Source organism: Yoonia maritima, from assembly GCF_002933395.1.
Classification (GTDB): domain Bacteria; phylum Pseudomonadota; class Alphaproteobacteria; order Rhodobacterales; family Rhodobacteraceae; genus Yoonia; species Yoonia maritima_A.
The window spans coordinates 275913-297243 of sequence record NZ_PKFN01000008.1 but is presented as its reverse complement, the minus strand read 5'-3'; the positions used below and the strand labels follow the sequence as shown (position 1 = coordinate 297243).

The following is a 21331-nucleotide window of genomic DNA, read 5'->3' as shown; positions in this document are numbered from 1 at the left end:
ATACTACTTTTGCCCGAACCCATGCATGCGGCGCGACCATTGAATTGCGACAATCATGCCCTTCAGTCGTGGCAAAAGAAAGAGCGACAAGGCGACCGCACCAATTGTAAGTGTGGTGGCCATCACAATGGGTTCGGGTTGCCACAAGTTCCACATGAGGTGGATCGCAAAGCCAAGGATGTGTGCGACCAGAAGAATGGTCAGATAGGCAGGACCATCGTCGGCGCGGTGTTGGCTCAAATCTTCTTCGCAGACCGGGCAGTTGTTGACGACTTTAAGGTATCCGTCAAACATATGTCCTTCACCGCATTTGGGGCAACGGCGGCGTAGACCGCGCAAAATTGCGGGTTTGCTTGGGCGTTCAGAAAGGAAAGTTTGGGCGTCTGACATGATGTGTCTCCGGAGTTTCAATCAACTAAATGGCGCATCAGGGCCTTTTTTAAAAGGGGCATGGTGGCGATTGCGGCGCCGTGTCGCGTGAGGTGCGAAAGTTTTTTTGCCTGTTCGCGACGGAAACCTGACGCACCGGCGTTGAAGGAGGGTCTGCGGCAAACAATCGTCGCACATAACCTTAACTGAGGAATGACAATGAAAACTAAGATTTTGATGGCAGCACTTCTTTCAGGCGTCGTGATGACAGCAGGCGCAGTTACCGCACAACCGGTGCCGGAAAACATGCCTGAACGTCCCGACTTTGCTACGCTTGATACGGATAGCGATGGCACACTGACAATGGCCGAACTTGAAGCACGCGCAAACGCTCGCTTTACAGATGCGGACGCTGATGCGGATGGCGCGCTTACCGCTGAAGAGCTGGTCGCACAAGCAACTGCAAATGCAGAAGAGCGCGTTGCGCGGATGATCACCCGATTGGACACCAACGATGATGGCATTTTGCAGATGGACGAAATGCAGCCTCGGGGCGGTGCCCGGTTTGAGCGCATGTTTGAACGCATGGATGCCGACAAAGACGGCGTTCTAAACGAAGAAGAGTTCGCGGCAGCCCAAGAGCGCATGCAAGAGCGTGCAGGTGGCCGCCACGAGCGCGGTCACGGTGGCGGACATGGTTCACGCGGTAAGCACTGACACGGTTTATGGCAGGGGGGCGTCGCGCCCCTGCCATTTGCCAAGAATACAAAATATCGGTAGCACAAGAATTAATGAACGCGATGCCAGACCCCTTTGCGCGCGCCCCAGACGAGGCGCTGCTGATTGCATTTGCCAATGGCGATGCAGAGGCCGCGCGTGCGTTGACGGTCCGTCTTTTGCCAAGGGTGTTAGCACAAGCGACACGCATGTTGGCGAACACGGCAGAGGCCGAAGATGTCGCACAAGAATCTATGATCCGTCTGTGGAAGCAGGCAACCGAATGGCGTCAGGGCGAGGCATTGGTCAGCACTTGGCTGTACCGTGTTACTGCGAACCTTTGCACAGATATTTTACGCAAGCGTCGTGGTGGCGTGTCGCTGGATCAAATCGCAGAACCAACCGATGGCACGCCAAGTGTCGCGGATCAAATGCAAACAAATACGCGCATGCAGGCGTTGTCGGATGCGTTAGCAGCCTTGCCAGAACGGCAAGCACAAGCTGTTGCGCTACGGCATCTAGAGGGGCTGTCCAACCCCGAAATCGCGCAGATTATGGACATTAGCGTGCGGTCAGTCGAAAGTTTGACTGCGCGGGGGAAACGCGCCTTGGCTGATATTATGGCAGGGCGGAAGGCTGAACTGGGGTATGATGATGACTGATCATAATGACGACATGCTGGAAGACATTTTTGCGCAGGCACGTGCTGTTGCGTCGACCCCATCTGATGACCTGATGGCGCGGGTTCTGGCAGGGGCCGTGCCGCCGACGCCGCCAGTGATCTCTGCACCGCCCACGAGTGTGGGTAAGCGTTTGCTTGACATGTTGGGCGGATGGCCTGCCGTCAGTGGCTTGGTCACCGCAACTTTTGCAGGTGTATGGATCGGCGTTGCACCGCCTGCATCAATCCAAGATTACACAGCTGCTTATTTCGGCGACGAGGTCAGTGTGAGCATCTTTAACGACGACGCGGTATTCGCGACAGGAGATTTGACTGATGGCTGATGAACAAGCAAAAAACGGGCGCACCGTGCGTATCATGCTGGTGGCATCGCTTGCGTTGAACCTTGCTGTGGCAGGGTTGGCGATCGGGTCTCTTGCGTCTGGACGTATAGGAGACGGGCCGCCGCGGAGCTTTGATTTAGGGCTTGGCCCGATTTCGCGGGCGTTAGAATCCGAAGACCGACACCAAGTTGCGATTGCATTACGGCGTTCACGACCAATGGCCGACTTTGACGTGCGGGGGCAGATTGCCAAGATGGTTTTGACGTTGCGCGCTGATCCGTTTGATCCAGATGCGCTACGGATGTTGATGGCTGAGCAAAGCCAGCATACCGAACAGCTTCAGCGCAATGCCCAAGAGGTATTGATCAGCCATCTCGCGACAATGTCTGTCAATGAAAGGAATGCATTTGCGGATCGGTTGGTTGCAGAACTTTCTCATGCGCGCGAACGCGGAAACCGTGGTGACCGTGATGGCCGTAAGTCACGCGACTGAGCCTGCCATCGCAACTTGGTCGCGCCCGGCTGATTTGGCAGCATAAAGCGCTGTGTCGGCCTCTTTGCAAATTACGCTAGGGCGACACCTTTGTTGTGCTTTTGTTGGGCTGACTGCGACCCCGATGGACATTGTGACCGACAGCTTTGGATGCGCTTCGCCGATGTCGAATGGTGATCCGTTAACCAGTTGCCGCAGTCGGTTCGCGGTTGATTGTGCTTGTTTGGCAGTCGTGCCAGGCAACGCGATCAAGAATTCTTCGCCGCCGACGCGGGCAACCATATCAACAGCGCGAACGTTATCCTGAAGCCGTTTTGATAGCTGTTTAAGGACGCTATCACCGGCCGCATGCCCATAGGTATCATTGATTTTCTTAAAATGATCGATGTCGACCATCATGACTGCCATCGCGTCGCCTGATATCTGTGCCTGATGTGCCATGCGTGCCAAATGTGGGTCGACGTAGCGCCGGTTGAACAGACCAGTCAATGGATCGGTTACTGCGGCCTGCAGTCCGTCACGGAGGGTGTCGCGCAATCTGTCGTGAAGGCGTTTACGTTTTATCAACGACTTGGCTCGCAGTGCGATTTCAGTTGTCGATACATCTGCAGGAATAACGTCATCTGCTCCAAGGTCCAAAAACATTGCGGCCATTTCATCGGCGCCTTTTGGAACGACAATCAGTTGCGTCGATTGTCGCGTTTCCGCGCGTGCGCGCAAGTCGGACACCAACCCAAAGAACCGGGATTCTAGAAAATCGGGGTCGCTTGCATCTATCACAAATAGGTCTGGCGTTGGGGTCAGTCGGCCCATGCGCAGTACTTTTTCAGGATCAAGCGAGCGAATAATATGACCCAAACCATGGGTTAAAGATGCGAGTAACACACTATCCGGCGCACCTGCCGCCGACAATAGCGCCACGTGCGCGGCCGTTTCAAATGTGCTGGCGGATTCTTCAAAACCAAGCGCGTTGCGTGTGCCATCGCGTAGTTGTAATTCTTGATGGGTACTGTGAACGCGCAAGAGACTGCGAATGCGGGCAAGCAGTAGCGCGTCGTTTGTAGGGCGCGACAGCACATCATCTGCGCCCGCATCTAGGGCAGCGAATCGAGCGGTGGCGGTCTCTGCCACGCCCATCGCAATGATTGCGACATTCTGTGTGCTTGGAGATGTCCGTAGTGTCTGGCAAAAATCGTGCAGTTCCGTCGCGGGCTCACCAAGGCTGACCAAGATCAGATCGGGCCGGTTTTTTTGAATGCTGGCATCTGCTTCTTTTCGGTTGGCGCAAACGTCCACCCGAAATTGGGCGGCCAGCATTTTTACCTTCATAACGATCCGATTTGTGGCGACGGTATCGACGATCAATATGCGTCCGGGCATTCTGCTATCCTTCACGGGGTTTCCCCCATTTCATTCAGACAATTTGAATGACATTAGTTAAAAAACAGTTTCCGAAAACTTAAGGATCGCTCATGGATCATGAACAAGCACAGGTAATCGCGCTGCAGGCTTTGGCGTGGTTGGTCGGTAATGACGAACTTTGCCCTGTATTTTTAGGCGCGACCGGCGGGTCAGCTGATGACTTGCGTGCAAAGGTGGCTGATCCCGCGTTTCTGGCTGCGGTGCTTGAGTTCATCACGATGGACGATGCATGGGTTGTCGCGTTCTGCGACACTGTGGATTTGGCATATGATAAACCGCTGCGCGCGCGTTACGCGCTACCGGGGGCAGAGGCAGTTCACTGGACCTAAATATCGAAATCTTAATTGACATGGTTTGCTTGCCGGGGTCGTGTGACCAAGCGCAACAAAAAGGGTAGCGACGTGATCAAGGGCATCATTTTCGACAAAGACGGCACATTGTTCGACTTCAATGCAACTTGGGGCGCGTGGACCCGCCAAATGTTAGAGGCCGAAGCAGGTGATGATCAGGCCCAGTTCGACGCATTGACTGAGGCGTTGGGGTATGACGTGACGGCCAACCGTTTCTTTCCGGGAAGTGTTGTCATCGCGTCGACCGTCGATGTCGTCGCTGACCATATTCTGACGGTGCTTGGGGATGTGTCTAAAGCTGACCTGCTCTCGCGCATGAATGCGGGTGCGGCACTGGTTGAACAGCAAGAGGCTGTGCCGCTTGCGGATTACTTCACTTCTTTGGCGGCGATGAATTTGGTTTTGGGAATAGCGACGAACGATGCCGAAGCCCCCGCGTTGCGTCACCTCGAACGTGCCGGGGTACGGTCCCATTTTGATTTCATCGCTGGATATGACAGTGGCCATGGTGCAAAGCCAGAGCCGGGTCAGTTGCATGCGTTCTGTTCCCAGACAGGACTAGACGCGGCAGAATGCGCGATGGTTGGCGATAGTACTCATGATCTGGATGCTGGGCGTGCAGCCGGAATGCTAACGATAGGTGTTTTGACTGGTCCCGCGCCGCAAGAGGAACTTGCGCCGCGTGCAGATGTTGTATTGCCGGATATCGGCGCGATCCCAGGTTGGTTGCGCGCCGAAGGGCTGGTTTAGGATAGGCAGTCGATGAAGGCCGTTGTGAGCCCCAGAAGCAGCGCCTCATAAAGGTCAGCGCCGGGTGTCAGTGTCATCCCGAGCCCGTCGATTGTGTGAACTTTTGCGCCGGTGCCTTCGGTAATCAGGGCTGTTGTGCGTGGGCTTATTTCATTGTCGCTAAAGACACATTGCACCGCTCCATCAGCGACCAGATCGCGCAACGCGGCAACCTGTGCCGGCCCCGGAGCACGTGCGTCGATTCCTGCGATCATGTCGACAGGTTCCAAGCCATAGCGGTGTTCGAAATACTGGTAACCATCGTGCGGTAGCATATAGCCAGTGTTTGGGACGTGGGCGAGAGCCGTTTCGACTTGCGTATCAAGTGCGGTCAGTCGTGTGACGGCAGCTTGGGCGTTTGCCTCATAGATTGCCGCGTTATTGGGGTCTACGGTACCAAGGTCAGCCGCGATAATTGTGACCCATTTAGCAGCAATTGTTGGATTTAACCATGCATGGGGGTCGACATCGCCGTGGTCGTGAAGATGATGGTCATCATGGTCATCATGGTCATCATGGTCATCATGGTCATCATGGTCATCATGGTCATCATGGTCATCATGGTCATCATGGTCATCCGCAACTCGTGGGGCCAGCTGTTCCCAGCCTTCTGTTGCCAGCAATTCAAGCTGTGCAGCGTCAGGTGCGAGCGTTGTTAGCGGTTTTTCTAACCATGGGGTTAAACCTTCACCCACCCAGACGATCAAATCTGCATTCGACAAGCGGCTTGCGTCACTCGGGCGGAGCGAAAAATCATGCGGATCAGAACCCGGTGGCAGTAGTAAGTCAGGGGTGCCAAGATCACCCATGACCTGTGCTGTAAGGCTGTGGATAGGGGCGATATCTGTCATAACCTTTGGAACTTCGGCTAGGGCAGACAGTGGAAGCAGGCAGAGTGCGGTGCATGTGCGAATCATGATTAGGTCCTTGTCCTTTGATGACGGCACGGCTATATTGTGTATGTTATAACATCACAAGGTCAAATATATGCCCTCGGATACGCTTGGCTTTGAAAGCCATGATCACAGTAGCTGCGTTGTAGCTGCGCTTGAAACTGCTGAACGCCAGTGCAAGGAAAGCAAAGCACAGCTTACGCCTGTTCGCAGGCGCGTGCTGGAGATTTTGCTTGAAAGCCATGCCGCGATGGGGGCCTATGACGTGTTGGCGCGGCTTGACGCCGAAGGCCTTGGCTCAAAGCCGCCAGTGGCGTATCGCGCGTTGGGATTTTTAGTAGACCAAGGGTTTGTACACCGTATTGAACGCCTGAACGCATTTATTGCCTGCACACATCCCGGTGCATCGCACGATCCCGCCTTCATGATTTGTCGTGAATGTGGGCTTGTGGCGGAAGCACAAGCAGCAAATCTTGCCTTGCAGCAGGCTGCTGCCGACAGTGGTTTTCTGCTAGAACAAACCGTCATCGAAGCCGAGGGCCTGTGCCCGGCTTGCCAAACCACCGGCGCAACCGCATGAGTCTGATTGCGGCAAAAAACATCGACTTTTCGCATGGTGGTCAACAGGTTCTGCAAGGTGTGAGCCTGTCACTAGAGCCCGGAGAAATCGTGACAATTGTTGGTCCTAATGGGTCGGGCAAATCAACGATGCTGCGGCTGTTGATCGGGGCGCTGAAACCGCAAAAGGGCAGCGTGACACGTAAGCCCGGGTTGCGGGTCGGGTATGTGCCGCAAAAACTGCATATTGATCCGACACTGCCGATAACGGTCGAACGTTTTCTGAACTTACCACATCGCGTTGCCGCAAATGATGCAGCTGCCGCGCTGGAAACAGCAGGTGTGCCGGGGGTAGGCCAAAGACAGATGTCGCAACTGTCCGGCGGGCAGTTTCAACGTGTGCTGCTGGCGCGTGCCATTCTAGGTAAACCTGATGTGCTAATGCTGGATGAGGCAACGCAAGGCTTGGATCAGCCGGGATCGGCATCTTTCTATCGCCAGATCGAATCCGTGCGCCGGGATTTGGGTTGTGCTGTGTTGATGGTCAGCCATGAATTGCACGTCGTGATGAGCGCATCTGACAGGGTGATCTGTTTGAACGGTCACGTGTGTTGTGAAGGCACCCCAGAGGTCGTTTCCGTCGCACCCGCCTATCGCGAATTGTTTGGCACGGGGACGGGCGGCGCACTGGCGCTGTATCGTCATGAACACGACCATGGACATGACCATGATCACCACCACCACAGTCACGAGGCTGCAGAATAAATGTTAGACGATTTTTTGGTACGCGCAGCCCTTGCGGGGGTTGGAACGGCGATTGCTGCGGGGCTTTTGGGGTGTTTCGTGGTTTGGCGGCGGATGGCCTATTTCGGTGATGCTACGGCACACGCGGCGATCTTGGGCGTTGCGGTTGCGTTGGCGTTTGGCACATCAATTACCTTTGGCGTCGTCGTTGTGGCGCTCGCGATGGCGGTGTTGATCCACGGGCTAAGTGGGCAGGGGGTTGCGATCGATACGATGCTTGGCGTGCTTTCGCACGGTGCTTTGGCGCTTGGCCTTGTGGCTGTGACGATGATTCCTGGGCAACGTATTGACTTGGATGCTTATTTGTTCGGCGACGTTCTAAGCGTGAATCGCTTTGATCTTGCTGTCATTTGGGGCGGTAGTGCCATTGTCGCCGCTGTATTGTGGTGGCACTGGGCGGGGATGCTCACTGCTACGCTAAGTCCGGATCTTGCCTATGCCGCAGGGATCAACCCGCGCCGTGAACAACTGGTACTGACGTTGTTACTGGCTGGTGTGGTTGCTGTCGCGATCAAGGTTGTTGGCGCACTGCTGATCACCGCATTGTTGATCATCCCCGCCGCAACCGCCCGTGGTTTCGCCCGCACCCCAGAACGCATGGCACTACTATCGGTTTGTGTCGGGGTGTTAGCCGCACTTGGCGGGCTACGTTTTGCGCTGATCTTTGACACGCCAGTAGGGCCGTCAATGATCTGCATGGCAGCCGCGCTGTTCGGGCTGGGCACTGTCGGTGCAAAACTAAGGGCTTAAACGTCCATCCAAATCGTAACCGGGCCGTCGTTTATCAGGCTGACAGCCATGTCAGCCCCGAACTGCCCGGTCGCAGTTTCGATACCAAGCGCACCGACATCCGCAATGAACTGTTCGTATAGCGCTTTACCTTCCGCCGGTGGGGCCGCCGTAGAAAAACCGGGACGGTTACCGCGCGACGTATCAGCGGCCAATGTAAATTGGCTCACGATTAGCGCGGAACCCCCGGTATCAAGCAGGGATTTGTTCATCTTGCCTGCGTCATCAGTAAAGATACGCAGCTTGCTGATCTTCGCGGCGAGCTGCGCAGATTTCGCAGCATCATCACCTTGCATGGCGCAGATCAGGATCAGTGCGCCATGGCTGATTTCACCAATCACTTGCCCGTCAACGCTGACGGATGCCTGCGTGACGCGCTGGATTAGTGCTCTCATAGTTCAGAAGCCCAAGGTGGGTTTGCGCCTGCGCGGCTGACTGTAATCGCTGCAACGCGTGCGCCAAAGGCGGTGGCCGCATTCAGGTCATCTTGGGTTGCCTTGGTGATCGTTTCTTTTGTCAGTAAACCGCGCTTGTCCATCTCAGAAAGGAAACCCGCGCTGAATGTATCGCCTGCGCCGACAGTATCAATAACCGTCGCCTTTTGTGCGGGCACGTCAAAGCTGCCAGTGGCGGTGACCACTGTGACACCTTCGCTACCGCGTGTCAGCAAAACGATTTTCGCGCCCGTACTGGCTAATAGCGCCTGAGCATCAGTGTTTCCGGTGATCCACTCAAGGTCTTCGTCCGAGGTTTTGATAATGTCCGCAGCGCCCAACATGCGGGTTAGGCGAGCCCGATAGCTTTCTTCGTCGGTGATAAAACCGGGGCGAATATTCGGGTCAATCATTGTGACACGGGTTGGGGCCTCGCGCAGCATCAACGCCTCATAGGCGGCACCGCAGGGTTCCACGACAAGGCTGATCCCACCAAAGAACAGTGCGTCTGGGCCGGACGGGGGCAGATCATCGACAGACAGCATACGGCCAGCAGTGTTTTCATCATAGAACGCATAAGACGCATGGCCGTCGGTCAATGTGACAAAGGCTAGCGTCGTTGGACGATCCGAGATCGCAGCAGGGCTGCTATCGACGTTTGATTTAGCTAACTGATCGCGCAGGATGTCCCCGAACAGGTCCGAAGAAAGCCCCGAAAAGAACTGCACGGGCGTATCAAGCCGCCCCAGCGCGACCGCTGTGTTAAAAACCGCCCCGCCAGCATGCGGGGCGAATGCGGTTTCGCCAGCCTCTGTTTGGCGTGGCAGCATATCAATAAGGGCTTCGCCGCAGCAGATGATCATGACAGTTCTCCGGAATATTCACTGACTGTTAGCGATAACAAATCCAGCGATAAGCGCAAGGATCAGACTGATCAAAACTGCAAATCCGATCTTCCAGGCGGAATAAGGCCGCTCTCCTTGAACGCGGCCAGTCCGGCCGTTCACGACAAACCGATAGGTTTTGCCTCGGTATTTATACGCGGCCAGCCAGACAGGCAGAAGGATATGCTTAAAGGTAACATCACTGACGTTGGTATCGACCGAACTGATCCGTTGCTCATCGCCGCCGATGTCGTATTTCACGTCGCGCCGGATCATGCGGTCCATATAGACGCGGGCCTCTTTAAACCCTTCGTCCAATTCAATCTGATAGCCTTCGGCGCGAAATCCGGCCAGATATTCAGGTTTGTAGGGTTCCAAAGCCGATAGATCCCATGGCTCTAACCCATCGGTGTATTTCTTCGGCAGCGACTTTGACGCGAGCACCAATACATCATCAAAAAACCGCGCGACCCGGCCCGACGCGGCACGCCACCGCGTCTTGCGCACGCGTACTTGTGTCCGCTTGCCGTCCCGCATCACGGTTTTTGTTTCATAGTAATGCGTGCCGCGTTGACCGCGATAGCTGCTTTTTGTGTCGGCGTCGAATGTCCAATAAGGAACGTAGATGCCGTTCATTTTGCGACCCTTGCGGGCATATTCCGTGAGGCCGTTTGGCGCGAACCACAGGCTGCCTAGCCAATCCGTCAGTGCACCGTGTGCGGATTTTTCGTCTAGATCAAACGGCAGCAAACCACGTGGTTTGATATGTCGGTGGGTGCCCGTGTCTGTGACAACAGGTGTCGCGCAAAACGGGCATTCTGCGGCGTGCACATCAGCGTCGAATTCCGTCTGCGCCCCACAGTTGGGGCAGGTGGTCACGCGGACTTCTTCAATTTCTTCGTTCGACAGCCGGTGATCAAGGCCTGCCCGAAAGTCGAGCTCTTTGATGCCGCCAGCAACATGGCGCGAGCCTTCGATTGGCTCAATATTCCCGCAGTGGTCACAGACCAGTTGGTGTTCGCCGGGATCAAAGCGCAGGTCGGACCCGCAGGTATTACACGGAAATCGGTGTTCGACTTCGGAGACGAGTTCAGCGGTCATGTGTGCACTTTGTGTCAAACGCAAAAAGGGAAAGGATGCGGCACGCTGAAACGTGCCGCACTAATGGTTAAGCGCCCGGTGGCGGTGGTGGCATGATCGTGAATAGCTGCGCAAGTTCAATGACTTCACTAGCCTGTAACCAGCCATCTTGCCCTTGCGTCCAGACCATGCTGTCGCGAGAAAGCGTGCCTTCAGTCACCATGCGACCCATCGCAGCCTTTGAGAACGGTCCCGTCACTTCGCCAGCGTTCGCAATGTGCCAAACATGTTCAACGGGCGGTGGTGGCGGAGGTGTAGCCGCTGCCGGGGCAGGCGCTGCACCCCAAGGCCCTTGTTGAGCCATTTGACCGGCCATAGCCATACCCATGCCAGCGCCTAGGCCTGCGGCCATCCCGCCACCAGCGGGGTTGTTCGCGGCGGCTGTCATTGCCTCGGCTGCGGAGTACTGTGTGAATTTACCCAAATCTCCGGCAAGCCCCATGGACGTGCGTTTATCCAATGCGGCCTCGACCGCAGGCGGCAGGCTGATGTTTTCGATATAAAGTTCTGGGATCGACAGGCCGTATTGTTTCATAGTTCCGTCGATCGCGGTCGCAATCAGCTTGCCGAGATCAGCAGTGTTCGCGGCCATATCCAGAACTGGAATGCCGGACGATGCAATCACGCGGCTGAATTCTTGGACGATGATGTTGCGGATTTGATAGCTGATTTCATCCATTGTGAATTCGCCATCGGTGCCAACGATTTCACGCAAGAACACAGCAGGATCACTGACCTTAACCGTATAGGTGCCATAAGCGCGTAGGCGTGTTGGCCCGAACTCTGGATCACGCAGCATGATCGGGTTTTTGGTGCCCCATTTCAGGTCAGAAAACCGAGTCGTGTTGACGTAGTAGATTTCAGACTTGAACGGGCTTTCAAACCCATGATCCCAATGTTGCAGGGTGGTCATGATGGGCATGTTGTTGGTTTCAAGCATGTAAAGACCAGGCGTGAACACGTCAGCCAACTGACCTTCGTGCACGAACACTGCGGCCTGACCTTCACGAACTGTCAGTTTGGCACCGTATTTGATCTCGTGCTCTTCACGTTCAAACCGCCAGACCATCGTGTCGCGGGTGTTGTCGGTCCAGTGAATAACGTCGATGAATTCGCCCGTCAGAAAATCGAAAATGCCCATATCTAGTTCTCCTCGTTCTTAAACAGTTTGCGCGTCTCATCACGAAATCTCTCTTGAGATTCATCATGCTCTGCCTTTGTTTCTGTAATAACTGCTATCGATTTCTGGTGACTAAGCAAGTTGCCTAAATCCTTTGAAATGCTCTCGAGACTCTTTGCCACCTTCGTTTCGTTTGGCGTATGCGCCTGTTGGAAGCGTAATTCTCTTACGTCTATGATTTGTTGACTAGAGTAGACCGTGCCTTCGATGTTTTCGTACGTGATCTGGAGGGTAATTGGTTCAAGGGGTTCGTACTTGTCAGCACCTAACAAATTAAACCCCGCTCCGAAATTGTATGAAACTGAGTGGCTTTGTGGAATTGCCCTGATTGGATGATCTAACTTTTCTAGGTCGATGACTACACGACGGCTTTCAGGGGCTGGTGCACCATTCAAAACTTTGACACTGACGTCCATCGCAGCACCCGCTCCTACATTCCGAACTTCAATAGTCGTGAGCATTGGGGCGTCATCTCGTTTACCAAGGTGAACCAAGATTACAGGATCTGTTCCTGCTTGACGCATCAAACGATTTTCGGACAGAACCAAATACGAGATTAGGAGGGATGCCAGAGCCACGAAAAGTGCACCTGCAGCGGGCGCAATCTGCAGGACGTTTTGGATGCTTAGTCTTTCTTCCGATAAGCTGGACAGAAACCAGACAAGAAGGGCAACGCACAAACCTGAAACAAGACCGAGTGCAAACCGTCCTTCGCCAAGGAGGCCCCTACGAACTGACATGGAACTTTCTTTTACAATATCTGATCTTTGTGGCATTTACCCTCCTTCTATGAAGCGCCTGCAGACAAGATTTCACGCGCGATGAGCCGTGCGATGGGGGCGGCAGTTGCGGGGTCCATGCCTGTTTCGAGACGTGGATCATATAACATTTGCAGAAGCAATTCGTCATGCGTTGTCAGCAGCGCAAATTCTTCGTCATCGTTAAAAATTGAGGGGCGCGCGCCGGGGCTGTCGTTGGCAAGGCCCATGCCTTGGGCTAATTCTTCGTGGATGCAGGCGCTACGCATCAGGTTCGGATGTTCGGCGCGGATCACGGCCACTGCTTTGCTATAGCTCGATTGACCCGGCTTAAATGTCCCGATGACAACACAAAGCTGGTCACGCGGGAGATTTACGAATGCCCGCACCGTCGCGTCCGAAATTGACGGGATAAGCGCGCGTAGCTTTGGTTCGAAAGCATGACGGTCGTCTTCGTTTAGAAATATGACATGATAGTTCGGATTAGGGTCGTTAAATGTGATCGGCACGCCCGTCAGGCGCGATAGCCGTGCGGCATATGTTTGAACGCTTGTTATGTCCTGATCGCGTTGAGGAGAGGTGACGGTATTGCCAAATTCGACCGACATGCGGATGGGCTGATCCCAGCGGCGAAGGTTGGACACTGTGCTGTGGGCGTTCCGAAAATCGCTGTCGTCGCGGTATTCGTTAAATAGGGCGATACGCACAAAATTGCGTGCCAATTGCGTGTCAGTGAATTGAGTATCGGGGCCGCCGCCGTCGCCGCGCAATAGGCCTTGGGTCAAAAGGTCGTTTTGCAGGCGTTTATAGTAGGTTGCCAATTGCTTGCTGGCTTCGCTTGGTTCGACAACCTTTGGCGGCGCAACAGCTGTCACTACTTCGGGTGCCGGTTGTTCGGGAATCTCAGGTGGGGGCGGGGCAAATGCCACGCATCCGGCCGTACCCGCCAAAGTGACGAGCAGACCGAAACGCTGCAATTTGCCCCCAAAACCCATGGTGTCTTAGCTATTGACCGAGGTGCCAACAACGTCGCCTGTGCCAGTTGCCTTTGCTTTGGCAGCAGCGAGCGTGTCTTTCAGCTCAGTTTCCATCTTCTGCATCTCAACTTCGGCTTCCGCACGCTTGCGTTTACCTTCGTCTGCGATCTCTAAGCTTTCGTTGATTGTTGCGATCAGGTTGGCGTTGGCTTCTTTGACGGCATCAATATCGAACACGCCGCGTTCCATTTCTTCGCGGATGGTGCGGTTGGCCTGGCGCAGGTTTTTGGCGTTGGCGGTTAGCAGTTCGTTGGTCAGATCATTTGCATCGCGCACGGCTTCTGCGGCCTCAGACGAGCGCTGGATCGTGACGGCTTGTGCCAGTTGTGTTTCCCACAGCGGTACAGTGTTCACGAGGGTCGAATTGATCTTGGTGACCAGAGACTTGTCGTTTTCTTGTACCAATCGGATGGATGGCAAGGACTGCATCGTCACCTGACGTGTCAGTTTCAGATCGTGCACACGGCGTTCCAGATCGTCACGGGCAGAACGGATATCGCGCAGTTCTTGCGCTTTCATCACGGCCTGATCTTCTGGGGCTGCCTGAACTTCAGCTTCTTTGGCTGGGATCGTTGTGGCATCTAGGTCAGCGATCTTGGCTTCGCCAGCAGCGATATACAGCGCCAATTCGTCATAGAATTGCAGCGTTTTATCATAAAGCACATCAAGGCTTTCGATGTCTTTTAGCAGAATATGTTCGTGGCCAAGCAGATCATCAGTGATATGGTCGATCTGACCTTGAACATCTTCGAAACGGGCAACGAATTTCGCCATTGGCGCTGCGCGGCCCAATAGTTTTTCCCACCAGCTACGTTTGCGGCGTACATCCAGTTCAGAGATCGAGAAGCCGCGGATCGTGGTCACGATGTTGCGCAGGCTGTCACCAGCTGGGCCAACGTCTTTGTTACGTACGCCGGCTAGCATTTCTTGGCTGATGACTTGCAGTTCAGCCTGTGCCGAAGAACCAAACGACACGATAGAGTTGGTGTCTGTGACATCAATTTCCGCGATGCGGCGCGTGATTTCAGCGCTGGTTGGTGCGTCGGCTTGTTCAAGCGTCACAAGTTCGCCTTTTGGTTCAGGTAGAACGACGGCTGTCACTTTCGCCACTTCTTCAAGTGCCGCTTCGGCCTTTTGGCGGGTGTTCTCGGTCATTCGTCATTTCCTTTCGGTTTCAAGCTGACGCCTTCGCGTTGGAGGCGGTCACGCAATACGTTAATTTCGATATCCATGTCGCTGCGGTCGTCCAGCATCATCTTGTCTGTACGCGCGGCAAAGTTTTGTTCCAGATCGTCCAACAGCGCCTCATAGTTTGAACGGGCGCTTTTGTCTTCTTTGCGCTGGTACAGGTCAACGAATTTAGATGTCGCGTCGCTGGCGCCTTGCAAATAAACGCCAAGGAACTTGCGTGCTCCGGTTAGATCGCGTGGGTCTTCTTCTACAGTGCGGATCATTTTGCGTGCGACTGTTTGGAACGTAGCAACACGCATGGTCAGCTTACGGTCGTTCAGAATGTCGATCTGGCCGCGCATGGCTTCTAGGTGTGCTTCGGCCTTGTCCACGACGCGTGCAACGCGATCTTGTTGGAAATCGTCGATGCCTTCCATCCGTTTGTCCGCGAACGGATCAATCCCAAAGGCCGCAACATGCAGGCCAAGTGCCGCAACGCCGTATAAAACCGAACCGATAACTCCGGTGTCGCCTGTATAAGCGGCAATTGCGACCCCGATCCCAGTCAGTAGCGAAGCCATCATCTTGCGTGGTAGTGCAGGGCGGCGAGCCACTTTGCGGGCGTTATACGCAGCCTCAGCGACGAGGCCCTCTTGGAGTAGCCACGCTGCCAGCGTCAGAATGCCGCCACCGACGAGCGCGGCTACCAATGTCGCCGGACCGTCGTTGATTGATGTGAGAACCAGAATAACTGCTGGAACATATAAAATCCGGGCAGGGGATCTAGCCGCGCGGGCCTCTCTGACGTCAACAACGGCCTCGCGCGGGGCGTTATTTGTACCGTCAGGGCTATATTTTCCGCCAAATCGCTTTGCCATCAAGAGGCCCCTAACATGCCGGAAGTGATACCAAACATGAGAATGACGAGAACAATATAACTGATCCGCTTAAATGTTTGCGGCATCTGGTCTTCTTCCTTTCCTTTGGCCCACAGGGCCACCGCCTGCACTGTTCCTAGCAGCGCCAATCCAGCAATCGCGAGGATTGCGAGAAGGGCGATAGCAAGGAACAAGCGGGCCATTGCATAGCTCCGGCTTAGTGTTTCTGCTCAGCGTGGCGCTGTGCATTGAGTTTGCGGCTGTAGCCCGATTGGATGATCTCGACAGCAACTAGCACGACGACAGAGAAGTAGAATGTAGACTTAGACATTGGGATGATATCCTTGCCAAAGACCTTAATATTCAACGTGTCGTCGTGAACGGCGTGGGCTGCGGCTGGGCCAGCTTCGCCCAAAAGAACGACACCTACGATCAGCAAAATAAACAGGCCGAGAACCTCGTACATCCGGTTCTTTTCCAAGAAACGCGTCACGCCATCAGCCAGCAACAGCATCGCGAGCCCCGAAAGAATGATCGCAATCGCAAGAATTGGAAACACATCCGTAATCGCCAGCGCCGACAGCACCGAGTCAAACGAGAAGATCAAGTTCATGATCACGATCAAAACAACAACCTGTGTCGCGGATTTTCCAGATTTACCGCTTACGTCATGCCCAAGGTTATCCATCGACAGCATGTGCGCGATTTCTTTCACCGCAGTGTACATTATGAAAACACCACCAACGACAAAGACGATGGTCGCAAAGTTAACGCCGCCTTCCAGTACGCCGACCCAATCCATGATAAAGAAGGGTTCGGACAGTGCATCAATCAGCCGGATCATGGTGAACAGCAGCACTACGCGCAGCGCGACAGCAATAATGATACCCCATGTGCGTACCGATTTTTGCTGCGCCACGGGCGCGCGTTGGCTCTCGATTGAGATATAAAGTAGGTTATCAAAGCCCAAAACAGCCTGCAAAAAGCAAAGCATGAGCAAATTAGTTGCGTTTTCAAGCGTCAGCAGGTCGGCCAAAGCGAATTCCCCCAGAAAGTTTTGTTACCTTTAACATGCACAACGCAATGTAACAGAACAAGGGTTCAACTGCGCCGATTTTTCCCCGCGCTAGGGCGGTTTACCGGTTTCCGCACACGTGTTGGGGTCGGTTTCGACGAAAGCCCTAACTGGTCGCGGACAACCCGTTGTTTTAGCTCTTCGACTTCGCCTTGCTTGAGGTCGCCTAGCTGGAATGGCCCATAGCTGACCCGGATAAGGCGGTTCACGGATACGCCGATGGCTTCCATGACGCGCCGAATTTCACGGTTTTTACCTTCGCGGATGGATACAGTTAGCCATGCATTCGCACCTTGCTGGCGGTCGAAGGTTACGATCATCGGCTGGTATCTGATACCTTCGACTTCGATTCCGGCCCGGAGCTGGTCGAGCTTTGCTTCGCTGGCGCTGCCTTTAATCCGCACGCGGTAGCGGCGCAGCCAGCCAGTGGCAGGAAGTTCCAGTTTGCGCTTTACGCCGCCATCATTGGTGAGCAGCATTAAACCTTCTGAGTTCAAATCAAGACGGCCAACAGACATGACGCGCGGCATGTGGTCGGGGAGCGCGCCAAACACAGTTGGGCGGTCACGTTCGTCGCGTTCGGTCGTCACGAGGCCGGCTGGTTTGTGATACAGCCAGATGCGTGGCACATCGGGTTCACCGACCAGCTTGCCATCGGCCGTGATCTTGTCGCTTACAGTTACGTTTAACGCAGGGCTGTCGATTATCTTGCCGTTCACGGTCACGCGGCCGTCGGCAATCATACGCTCGGCCTCGCGGCGGCTTGCAATGCCAGCGCGGGAAAGGACTTTGGCGATGCGATCGCCCGAAGGTGTGTCATTGGTCATACAAAGGCTTTAGGCTGCGCCCACGTTATGCGCAATTGGCTTCTTTCCGGAAACGCTAGTTGCGCAGCCGAAAAAGTGTTTTCGATATGTGACCTCTAGCCCTGCATCGGTTAGCGCCTTTGCCATATGCTTGCAGTCAACAAAGTTGCGAGTGTAGATCCCTATCATGCTGAAATCATTCGCGCCCTTAAGGAATAAACGTTCCACGAGGGGCAACATACTATCCATGTAAAATCGATAAAACGGACGCAGCGGCCAGCCTTTCGGGTCTGATGCTTCGATCAAAGAAAAGTGCCCGCCCGGTTTTAAGATACGCGAGATTTGTTGGGCCAATATGGTTTGCTGAGCTTGATTGAACGTCTTCAGCCCAAAAGTTGATAGCAAAATGTCAGCATGATCAGACGGAAGATCGGATGTCAGCGCGTCGGCTTCTAAGTGCGTAATGCGATCTGCGCGGCTATCATGAAGGCGTTCAACGGCATCGGTGTGCATCTCGTGAGAGATATCGAGAGCGGTAATTGTGCGTAGCGAAGGTAGTCGCCTCAATAAATAGGGCCAAACCTCGCCGGTGCCGGCCATGAGGTCGACGGCAACCGCATCTGGGTTAACGTTTTTGGGTAGCAAGGCCACGCATTCGCGGCGCCATCGCCGAACGAACCCAAATGAGCTTACTGCGCTCCAGTTTCTATAATTGTTGGAGCATCGATCGAATAATGCGGCCACGTAAGTGGGGTCATAGATGTCGTTCGTCATCAAAATCTCTCTATATTTGCACTTGTGTGGCATAGGCGGTCGCGGCAAGAAAGGGTTATGCCGTTTCGTAGCTACATGAATATTGCCCTTACCGAGGCACGATCTGCCGCTGACCGTGGCGAGGTGCCAGTTGGCGCTGTTATCGCGGGTCCGGAAGGTGTGATTGCACAAGCGGGCAACCGCACACGCGAATTGAACGACCCCACCGCACATGCCGAGATGCTTGTGATCCGGGCGGCTTGCGCGGCCTTGGGCCAAGAACGACTGACTGGTTATGACCTGTATGTAACCTTGGAGCCGTGTCCGATGTGTGCTGCAGCAATAAGTAATGCGCGGATCGCGCGATTGTATTACGGTGCTGCTGATCCTAAGTCTGGCGGTGTCGGGCAGGGGCCGCGCGTGTTTTCGCACCCGCAGTGCCATCACAAGCCCGAGGTCTATGACGGAATCGCTGCACGGGAATCGGAGGATCTCTTGATGGATTTTTTCGCGGCACGACGCGTACCCGTTAAGTGAATTGGCTTGCGCAAATTGATGGGTATTGTGAACGCACCGATGCGGCCTATTGGTCCGAGCCGGTAAACGCGCTTACGAACCTCGCCTTTGTTATTGGCGCAGCACTGATGTCGCGGCGAACGAACGGTCAGCCATTGGCGCGCGCGCTTTGCGTGATTTTGGCATTGATCGGGATTGGCAGTTATCTGTTTCATACCCATGCCACTGCTTGGGCAGCGCTTGCGGACGTCACGCCGATTGGCGTGTTTATCTTGGTATACCTGTTTGCGGTGCATCGCGATGTCGTGGGACTTATGCCGCGCATCGCGATGTTCGCGACAGCACTGTTTGTACCGTACGCCGCGATCACCGTTCCGGTTCTGCATGCGATCCCATTTGTCAGGATCTCCAATTTCTATTGGACTGTTCCGATCTTGTTATTTGCTTATGCCTTCGCACTGCGAAAGCGTTTGCCGGATACCGCCAAGGGGTTTGCAATTGGCGGTGCATTGCTTTGCTTGTCTATCGCGTTGCGTTCGCTTGATGAAATCCTATGCGCGACTTTCCCAATTGGGACCCATTTCATGTGGCATTGCCTGAATGCCGCAATGTTGACGTGGATGATTCACGTTTACAGCCGCCATATGCTTGCGACCCGCAGTTTGTAGCGGTAAACGCGGGTGAAAGATTTACCGGAGACGCGTTCCATGTCGATTGACACAGAAACCGCCCGCCGCGTGGCGAAACTCGCCCGCATTAAGGTGGAAGACGATGCACTGCCCGCTTTGGCCGCTGAATTCAGCGCGATCCTTGGCTTTATCGAGCAACTGAATGAAGTCGATGTCGAAGGCGTTGAGCCAATGACATCTGTCACTCCGCAGCGCCTAAAGCGCCGCGAAGATGTTGTTACTGATGGCGATCAACAAGAAGCAGTTCTTAAGAACGCTCCTGATGCTCGCGAAGGGTTCTTTGCCGTGCCGAAGGTGGTTGAATAATGACTGATCTAACAAAACTGACCATCGCGCAGGCCCGTGACGCAATGCGCAAGGGCGATACATCCAGCGCTGAAGTCACAGCCGCTTGTCTGACGGCGATCGAAGATGCGGGTGCGTTGAACGCATTTGTTCACAAGACGCCAGAAATTGCGACCAAACAGGCCGCTGCAGCTGACGCACGTATCAAAGCAGGCGATGCGCCAGCAATGTGCGGCATCCCGCTGGGTATCAAAGATCTATTTTGTACCAAAGGTGTCCCTTCGCAGGCCGCCTCTGGCATCCTTGAAGGGTTCAAACCTGAATACGAATCAACCGTGACAAGTCAATTGTTCGACGCGGGCGCAGTGATGCTGGGCAAGTTGAACATGGACGAATTCGCGATGGGTTCGTCGAACGAGACGTCTGTCTATGGCGATGCCGTAAACCCGTGGAAAGTCGACGACCGCAAGCTGACACCCGGTGGATCATCGGGTGGTTCTGCTAGTGCTGTTGCGGCTGACCTTTGCCTTGCGGCCACAGGTACAGATACCGGCGGTTCAATTCGTCAGCCTGCCGCCTTCACTGGTATTACTGGTCTGAAGCCAACATATGGCCGTGTGTCACGTTGGGGCGTTGTCGCCTTTGCATCGTCGCTTGATCAGGCTGGCCCAATGACAAAAGACGTGCGCGATGCGGCAATCATGCTGCAGTCCATGTGTGGCCACGACCCAAAAGACAGCACGAGCGCCGATCTGGCTGTGCCCGATTTTGAGGCTGCCTTGACCGGCGACATCAAAGGCAAGGTCATTGGCATTCCCAAAGAATACCGGATGGACGCGATGCCAGCTGAGATCGCGAAGCTTTGGGAAGACGGCACTGCTATGCTCAAAGACGCAGGCGCTGTGATCAAAGACATCAGCCTACCGCACACGAAATACGCTTTGCCAGCATACTATGTGATTGCCCCAGCCGAGGCATCGTCAAACCTTGCCCGTTATGACGGCGTTCGTTTTGGTCACCGCGCGAAACTAGACGCAGGCGATGGCATTACTGAAATGTACGAAAAGACCCGCGCCGAAGGCTTTGGTCACGAAGTACAGCGCCGTGTGATGGTCGGTACTTATGTGCTGTCCGCTGGTTTCTATGATGCGTATTATAACCGCGCCCGCCGTGTTCGTGCCTTGATCAAACGTGACTTTGACAATGTGTTTGCTGACGGTGTCGATGCGATTCTGACGCCAGCGACGCCTTCGGCTGCGTTTGGTTTGGGTGAAATGACGGATGCTGATCCGATTCAGATGTATCTGAACGATGTGTTTACGGTCACCGTGAACCTTGCGGGATTACCCGGTATTGCGGTGCCAACAGGCACTGATGCCAGTGGCTTGCCGCTTGGTTTGCAGTTGATTGGGCGTCCGTGGGAAGAAGCCGATTTGCTGAATGTGGCCTATAGTCTTGAGCAGTCAGCGGGTTTTGTAGCCAAGCCGAACAAGTGGTGGTAATCTTCTTGAAAAGAAGATGTTGAGTAGCAGGTGAT

Annotated in this window: 28 protein-coding genes; 13 read left to right on the top strand and 15 right to left on the bottom strand. The window is 54.5% G+C overall.

The features are described from left to right. Window positions 1-3: 3 nt before the first annotated feature. Window positions 4-390, bottom strand: coding sequence for a DUF983 domain-containing protein (locus CYQ09_RS07995; RefSeq protein ID WP_106744888.1), 387 nt, complete (start codon window positions 388-390; stop codon window positions 4-6). Window positions 391-588: 198 nt separating this feature from the next. On the opposite strand from CYQ09_RS07995, the gene CYQ09_RS07990 reads away from it, so the two are divergent. The 4 genes from CYQ09_RS07990 to CYQ09_RS07975 all read left to right on the top strand — a co-directional run bounded on the left by CYQ09_RS07990 (window position 589) and on the right by CYQ09_RS07975 (window position 2584). Then, complete coding sequence (locus tag CYQ09_RS07990) at window positions 589-1086, top strand: EF-hand domain-containing protein (protein ID WP_106745457.1); 498 nt, start codon at window positions 589-591, stop codon at window positions 1084-1086. A 74-nt stretch (window positions 1087-1160) separates the two neighbouring features. Then, complete coding sequence (locus CYQ09_RS07985; protein WP_106744887.1) at window positions 1161-1748, top strand: RNA polymerase sigma factor; 588 nt, start codon at window positions 1161-1163, stop codon at window positions 1746-1748. Beyond that, complete coding sequence (locus CYQ09_RS07980) at window positions 1741-2091, top strand: hypothetical protein (RefSeq protein WP_162617599.1); 351 nt, start codon at window positions 1741-1743, stop codon at window positions 2089-2091. Before CYQ09_RS07985 ends, CYQ09_RS07980 begins: the two co-directional genes overlap by 8 nt. Continuing rightward, window positions 2084-2584 (top strand): periplasmic heavy metal sensor, encoded by a 501-nt coding sequence (locus CYQ09_RS07975; protein WP_106744885.1) that lies wholly within the window; start codon window positions 2084-2086, stop codon window positions 2582-2584. The genes CYQ09_RS07980 and CYQ09_RS07975 overlap by 8 nt, the downstream gene beginning before the upstream one ends. On the opposite strand, the gene CYQ09_RS07970 is transcribed toward CYQ09_RS07975, so the two are convergent. Continuing rightward, window positions 2573-3964 (bottom strand): diguanylate cyclase, encoded by a 1392-nt coding sequence (locus tag CYQ09_RS07970; protein WP_106744884.1) that lies wholly within the window; start codon window positions 3962-3964, stop codon window positions 2573-2575. The two genes, CYQ09_RS07975 and CYQ09_RS07970, sit on opposite strands and share 12 nt — an antisense overlap. A 92-nt stretch (window positions 3965-4056) precedes the next feature. Here CYQ09_RS07970 and CYQ09_RS07965 point away from each other — a divergent pair, with 92 nt between their 5' ends. Together CYQ09_RS07965 and CYQ09_RS07960 are read left to right on the top strand one after the other, a co-directional pair. Next, complete coding sequence (locus CYQ09_RS07965) at window positions 4057-4335, top strand: DUF3572 domain-containing protein (RefSeq protein ID WP_106744883.1); 279 nt, start codon at window positions 4057-4059, stop codon at window positions 4333-4335. Window positions 4336-4407: 72 nt separating this feature from the next. Then, window positions 4408-5106, top strand: coding sequence for an HAD family hydrolase (locus CYQ09_RS07960; RefSeq protein ID WP_106745456.1), 699 nt, complete (start codon window positions 4408-4410; stop codon window positions 5104-5106). On the opposite strand, the gene CYQ09_RS07955 is transcribed toward CYQ09_RS07960, so the two are convergent. Continuing rightward, complete coding sequence (locus tag CYQ09_RS07955) at window positions 5103-6062, bottom strand: zinc ABC transporter substrate-binding protein (protein ID WP_106745455.1); 960 nt, start codon at window positions 6060-6062, stop codon at window positions 5103-5105. The genes CYQ09_RS07960 and CYQ09_RS07955 overlap by 4 nt on opposite strands. 70 nt (window positions 6063-6132) lie before the next feature. Between CYQ09_RS07955 and CYQ09_RS07950 the strand changes: the two genes are divergently transcribed. From CYQ09_RS07950 to CYQ09_RS07940, 3 genes are read left to right on the top strand one after another with little or no spacing between them, the layout of a single operon-like run. Beyond that, window positions 6133-6618 (top strand): transcriptional repressor, encoded by a 486-nt coding sequence (locus CYQ09_RS07950; RefSeq protein WP_106744882.1) that lies wholly within the window; start codon window positions 6133-6135, stop codon window positions 6616-6618. After that, window positions 6615-7361: a metal ABC transporter ATP-binding protein gene (locus tag CYQ09_RS07945; RefSeq protein WP_106744881.1), complete on the top strand. Its 747-nt coding sequence runs from the start codon at window positions 6615-6617 to the stop codon at window positions 7359-7361. The genes CYQ09_RS07950 and CYQ09_RS07945 overlap by 4 nt, the downstream gene beginning before the upstream one ends. Next, window positions 7362-8150 carry a metal ABC transporter permease gene (locus CYQ09_RS07940; RefSeq protein ID WP_106744880.1) on the top strand — a complete coding sequence of 263 codons (789 nt, stop codon included), beginning with the start codon at window positions 7362-7364 and terminating at the stop codon, window positions 8148-8150. Here CYQ09_RS07940 and dtd read toward each other — a convergent pair. The 12 genes from dtd to CYQ09_RS07880 form a co-directional block, all read right to left on the bottom strand. Further along, entirely contained in the window at window positions 8147-8584 is a 438-nt protein-coding gene (gene dtd / locus CYQ09_RS07935) for a D-aminoacyl-tRNA deacylase (RefSeq protein WP_106744879.1), read from the bottom strand. The two genes, CYQ09_RS07940 and dtd, sit on opposite strands and share 4 nt — an antisense overlap. Next, a complete protein-coding gene (locus tag CYQ09_RS07930) occupies window positions 8581-9486 on the bottom strand; it encodes a carbohydrate kinase family protein (protein WP_106744878.1) in 906 nt (301 codons plus the stop codon). Before CYQ09_RS07930 ends, dtd begins: the two co-directional genes overlap by 4 nt. 18 nt (window positions 9487-9504) lie before the next feature. Continuing rightward, window positions 9505-10608: a TFIIB-type zinc finger domain-containing protein gene (locus CYQ09_RS07925; RefSeq protein ID WP_106744877.1), complete on the bottom strand. Its 1104-nt coding sequence runs from the start codon at window positions 10606-10608 to the stop codon at window positions 9505-9507. Between the two features lie 67 nt (window positions 10609-10675). Beyond that, window positions 10676-11788: an SPFH domain-containing protein gene (locus tag CYQ09_RS07920; RefSeq protein ID WP_106744876.1), complete on the bottom strand. Its 1113-nt coding sequence runs from the start codon at window positions 11786-11788 to the stop codon at window positions 10676-10678. Window positions 11789-11790: 2 nt separating this feature from the next. Further along, complete coding sequence (locus CYQ09_RS07915; RefSeq protein ID WP_162617598.1) at window positions 11791-12603, bottom strand: hypothetical protein; 813 nt, start codon at window positions 12601-12603, stop codon at window positions 11791-11793. Window positions 12604-12614: 11 nt separating this feature from the next. Beyond that, entirely contained in the window at window positions 12615-13580 is a 966-nt protein-coding gene (locus tag CYQ09_RS07910; RefSeq protein ID WP_106744874.1) for a DUF2927 domain-containing protein, read from the bottom strand. A 6-nt stretch (window positions 13581-13586) separates the two neighbouring features. Beyond that, window positions 13587-14777 (bottom strand): toxic anion resistance protein, encoded by a 1191-nt coding sequence (locus CYQ09_RS07905; protein WP_106744873.1) that lies wholly within the window; start codon window positions 14775-14777, stop codon window positions 13587-13589. Beyond that, window positions 14774-15670 carry a 5-bromo-4-chloroindolyl phosphate hydrolysis family protein gene (locus tag CYQ09_RS07900; RefSeq protein WP_106744872.1) on the bottom strand — a complete coding sequence of 299 codons (897 nt, stop codon included), beginning with the start codon at window positions 15668-15670 and terminating at the stop codon, window positions 14774-14776. The genes CYQ09_RS07905 and CYQ09_RS07900 overlap by 4 nt, the downstream gene beginning before the upstream one ends. Next, window positions 15670-15873, bottom strand: coding sequence for a hypothetical protein (locus CYQ09_RS07895; RefSeq protein ID WP_106744871.1), 204 nt, complete (start codon window positions 15871-15873; stop codon window positions 15670-15672). Before CYQ09_RS07895 ends, CYQ09_RS07900 begins: the two co-directional genes overlap by 1 nt. A 14-nt stretch (window positions 15874-15887) precedes the next feature. After that, entirely contained in the window at window positions 15888-16706 is an 819-nt protein-coding gene (locus tag CYQ09_RS07890) for a TerC family protein (RefSeq protein WP_106744870.1), read from the bottom strand. A 65-nt stretch (window positions 16707-16771) separates the two neighbouring features. Continuing rightward, window positions 16772-17572 (bottom strand): pseudouridine synthase, encoded by an 801-nt coding sequence (locus CYQ09_RS07885; RefSeq protein ID WP_106744869.1) that lies wholly within the window; start codon window positions 17570-17572, stop codon window positions 16772-16774. A 9-nt stretch (window positions 17573-17581) separates the two neighbouring features. Continuing rightward, window positions 17582-18325 (bottom strand): class I SAM-dependent methyltransferase, encoded by a 744-nt coding sequence (locus CYQ09_RS07880; protein ID WP_106744868.1) that lies wholly within the window; start codon window positions 18323-18325, stop codon window positions 17582-17584. A 57-nt stretch (window positions 18326-18382) separates the two neighbouring features. On the opposite strand from CYQ09_RS07880, the gene CYQ09_RS07875 reads away from it, so the two are divergent. The 4 genes from CYQ09_RS07875 to gatA are packed head-to-tail and all read left to right on the top strand — an operon-like array spanning window position 18383 to window position 21296. After that, a complete protein-coding gene (locus tag CYQ09_RS07875) occupies window positions 18383-18841 on the top strand; it encodes a nucleoside deaminase (protein WP_106744867.1) in 459 nt (152 codons plus the stop codon). Beyond that, window positions 18838-19488, top strand: coding sequence for a ceramidase domain-containing protein (locus CYQ09_RS07870; RefSeq protein WP_106744866.1), 651 nt, complete (start codon window positions 18838-18840; stop codon window positions 19486-19488). The genes CYQ09_RS07875 and CYQ09_RS07870 overlap by 4 nt, the downstream gene beginning before the upstream one ends. 39 nt (window positions 19489-19527) lie before the next feature. After that, window positions 19528-19815: an Asp-tRNA(Asn)/Glu-tRNA(Gln) amidotransferase subunit GatC gene (gene gatC / locus CYQ09_RS07865; RefSeq protein WP_106355076.1), complete on the top strand. Its 288-nt coding sequence runs from the start codon at window positions 19528-19530 to the stop codon at window positions 19813-19815. Further along, complete coding sequence (gene gatA, locus CYQ09_RS07860; RefSeq protein WP_106744865.1) at window positions 19815-21296, top strand: Asp-tRNA(Asn)/Glu-tRNA(Gln) amidotransferase subunit GatA; 1482 nt, start codon at window positions 19815-19817, stop codon at window positions 21294-21296. The genes gatC and gatA overlap by 1 nt, the downstream gene beginning before the upstream one ends. Window positions 21297-21331 lie beyond the last annotated feature (35 nt).

Coding starts and splice junctions, on each gene's coding strand:
- CYQ09_RS07995 (WP_106744888.1), bottom strand. CDS start 390: ATGTCAGACGCCCAAACTTTCCTTTCTGAACGCCCAAGCAAACCCGCA.
- CYQ09_RS07990 (WP_106745457.1), top strand. CDS start 589: ATGAAAACTAAGATTTTGATGGCAGCACTTCTTTCAGGCGTCGTGATG.
- CYQ09_RS07985 (WP_106744887.1), top strand. CDS start 1,161: ATGAACGCGATGCCAGACCCCTTTGCGCGCGCCCCAGACGAGGCGCTG.
- CYQ09_RS07980 (WP_162617599.1), top strand. CDS start 1,741: ATGACTGATCATAATGACGACATGCTGGAAGACATTTTTGCGCAGGCA.
- CYQ09_RS07975 (WP_106744885.1), top strand. CDS start 2,084: ATGGCTGATGAACAAGCAAAAAACGGGCGCACCGTGCGTATCATGCTG.
- CYQ09_RS07970 (WP_106744884.1), bottom strand. CDS start 3,964: ATGCCCGGACGCATATTGATCGTCGATACCGTCGCCACAAATCGGATC.
- CYQ09_RS07965 (WP_106744883.1), top strand. CDS start 4,057: ATGGATCATGAACAAGCACAGGTAATCGCGCTGCAGGCTTTGGCGTGG.
- CYQ09_RS07955 (WP_106745455.1), bottom strand. CDS start 6,062: ATGATTCGCACATGCACCGCACTCTGCCTGCTTCCACTGTCTGCCCTA.
- CYQ09_RS07950 (WP_106744882.1), top strand. CDS start 6,133: ATGCCCTCGGATACGCTTGGCTTTGAAAGCCATGATCACAGTAGCTGC.
- CYQ09_RS07945 (WP_106744881.1), top strand. CDS start 6,615: ATGAGTCTGATTGCGGCAAAAAACATCGACTTTTCGCATGGTGGTCAA.
- CYQ09_RS07940 (WP_106744880.1), top strand. CDS start 7,362: ATGTTAGACGATTTTTTGGTACGCGCAGCCCTTGCGGGGGTTGGAACG.
- dtd (WP_106744879.1), bottom strand. CDS start 8,584: ATGAGAGCACTAATCCAGCGCGTCACGCAGGCATCCGTCAGCGTTGAC.
- CYQ09_RS07930 (WP_106744878.1), bottom strand. CDS start 9,486: ATGATCATCTGCTGCGGCGAAGCCCTTATTGATATGCTGCCACGCCAA.
- CYQ09_RS07925 (WP_106744877.1), bottom strand. CDS start 10,608: ATGACCGCTGAACTCGTCTCCGAAGTCGAACACCGATTTCCGTGTAAT.
- CYQ09_RS07920 (WP_106744876.1), bottom strand. CDS start 11,788: ATGGGCATTTTCGATTTTCTGACGGGCGAATTCATCGACGTTATTCAC.
- CYQ09_RS07915 (WP_162617598.1), bottom strand. CDS start 12,603: ATGCCACAAAGATCAGATATTGTAAAAGAAAGTTCCATGTCAGTTCGT.
- CYQ09_RS07910 (WP_106744874.1), bottom strand. CDS start 13,580: ATGGGTTTTGGGGGCAAATTGCAGCGTTTCGGTCTGCTCGTCACTTTG.
- CYQ09_RS07905 (WP_106744873.1), bottom strand. CDS start 14,777: ATGACCGAGAACACCCGCCAAAAGGCCGAAGCGGCACTTGAAGAAGTG.
- CYQ09_RS07900 (WP_106744872.1), bottom strand. CDS start 15,670: ATGGCAAAGCGATTTGGCGGAAAATATAGCCCTGACGGTACAAATAAC.
- CYQ09_RS07895 (WP_106744871.1), bottom strand. CDS start 15,873: ATGGCCCGCTTGTTCCTTGCTATCGCCCTTCTCGCAATCCTCGCGATT.
- CYQ09_RS07885 (WP_106744869.1), bottom strand. CDS start 17,572: ATGACCAATGACACACCTTCGGGCGATCGCATCGCCAAAGTCCTTTCC.
- CYQ09_RS07880 (WP_106744868.1), bottom strand. CDS start 18,325: ATGACGAACGACATCTATGACCCCACTTACGTGGCCGCATTATTCGAT.
- CYQ09_RS07875 (WP_106744867.1), top strand. CDS start 18,383: ATGCCGTTTCGTAGCTACATGAATATTGCCCTTACCGAGGCACGATCT.
- gatC (WP_106355076.1), top strand. CDS start 19,528: ATGTCGATTGACACAGAAACCGCCCGCCGCGTGGCGAAACTCGCCCGC.
- gatA (WP_106744865.1), top strand. CDS start 19,815: ATGACTGATCTAACAAAACTGACCATCGCGCAGGCCCGTGACGCAATG.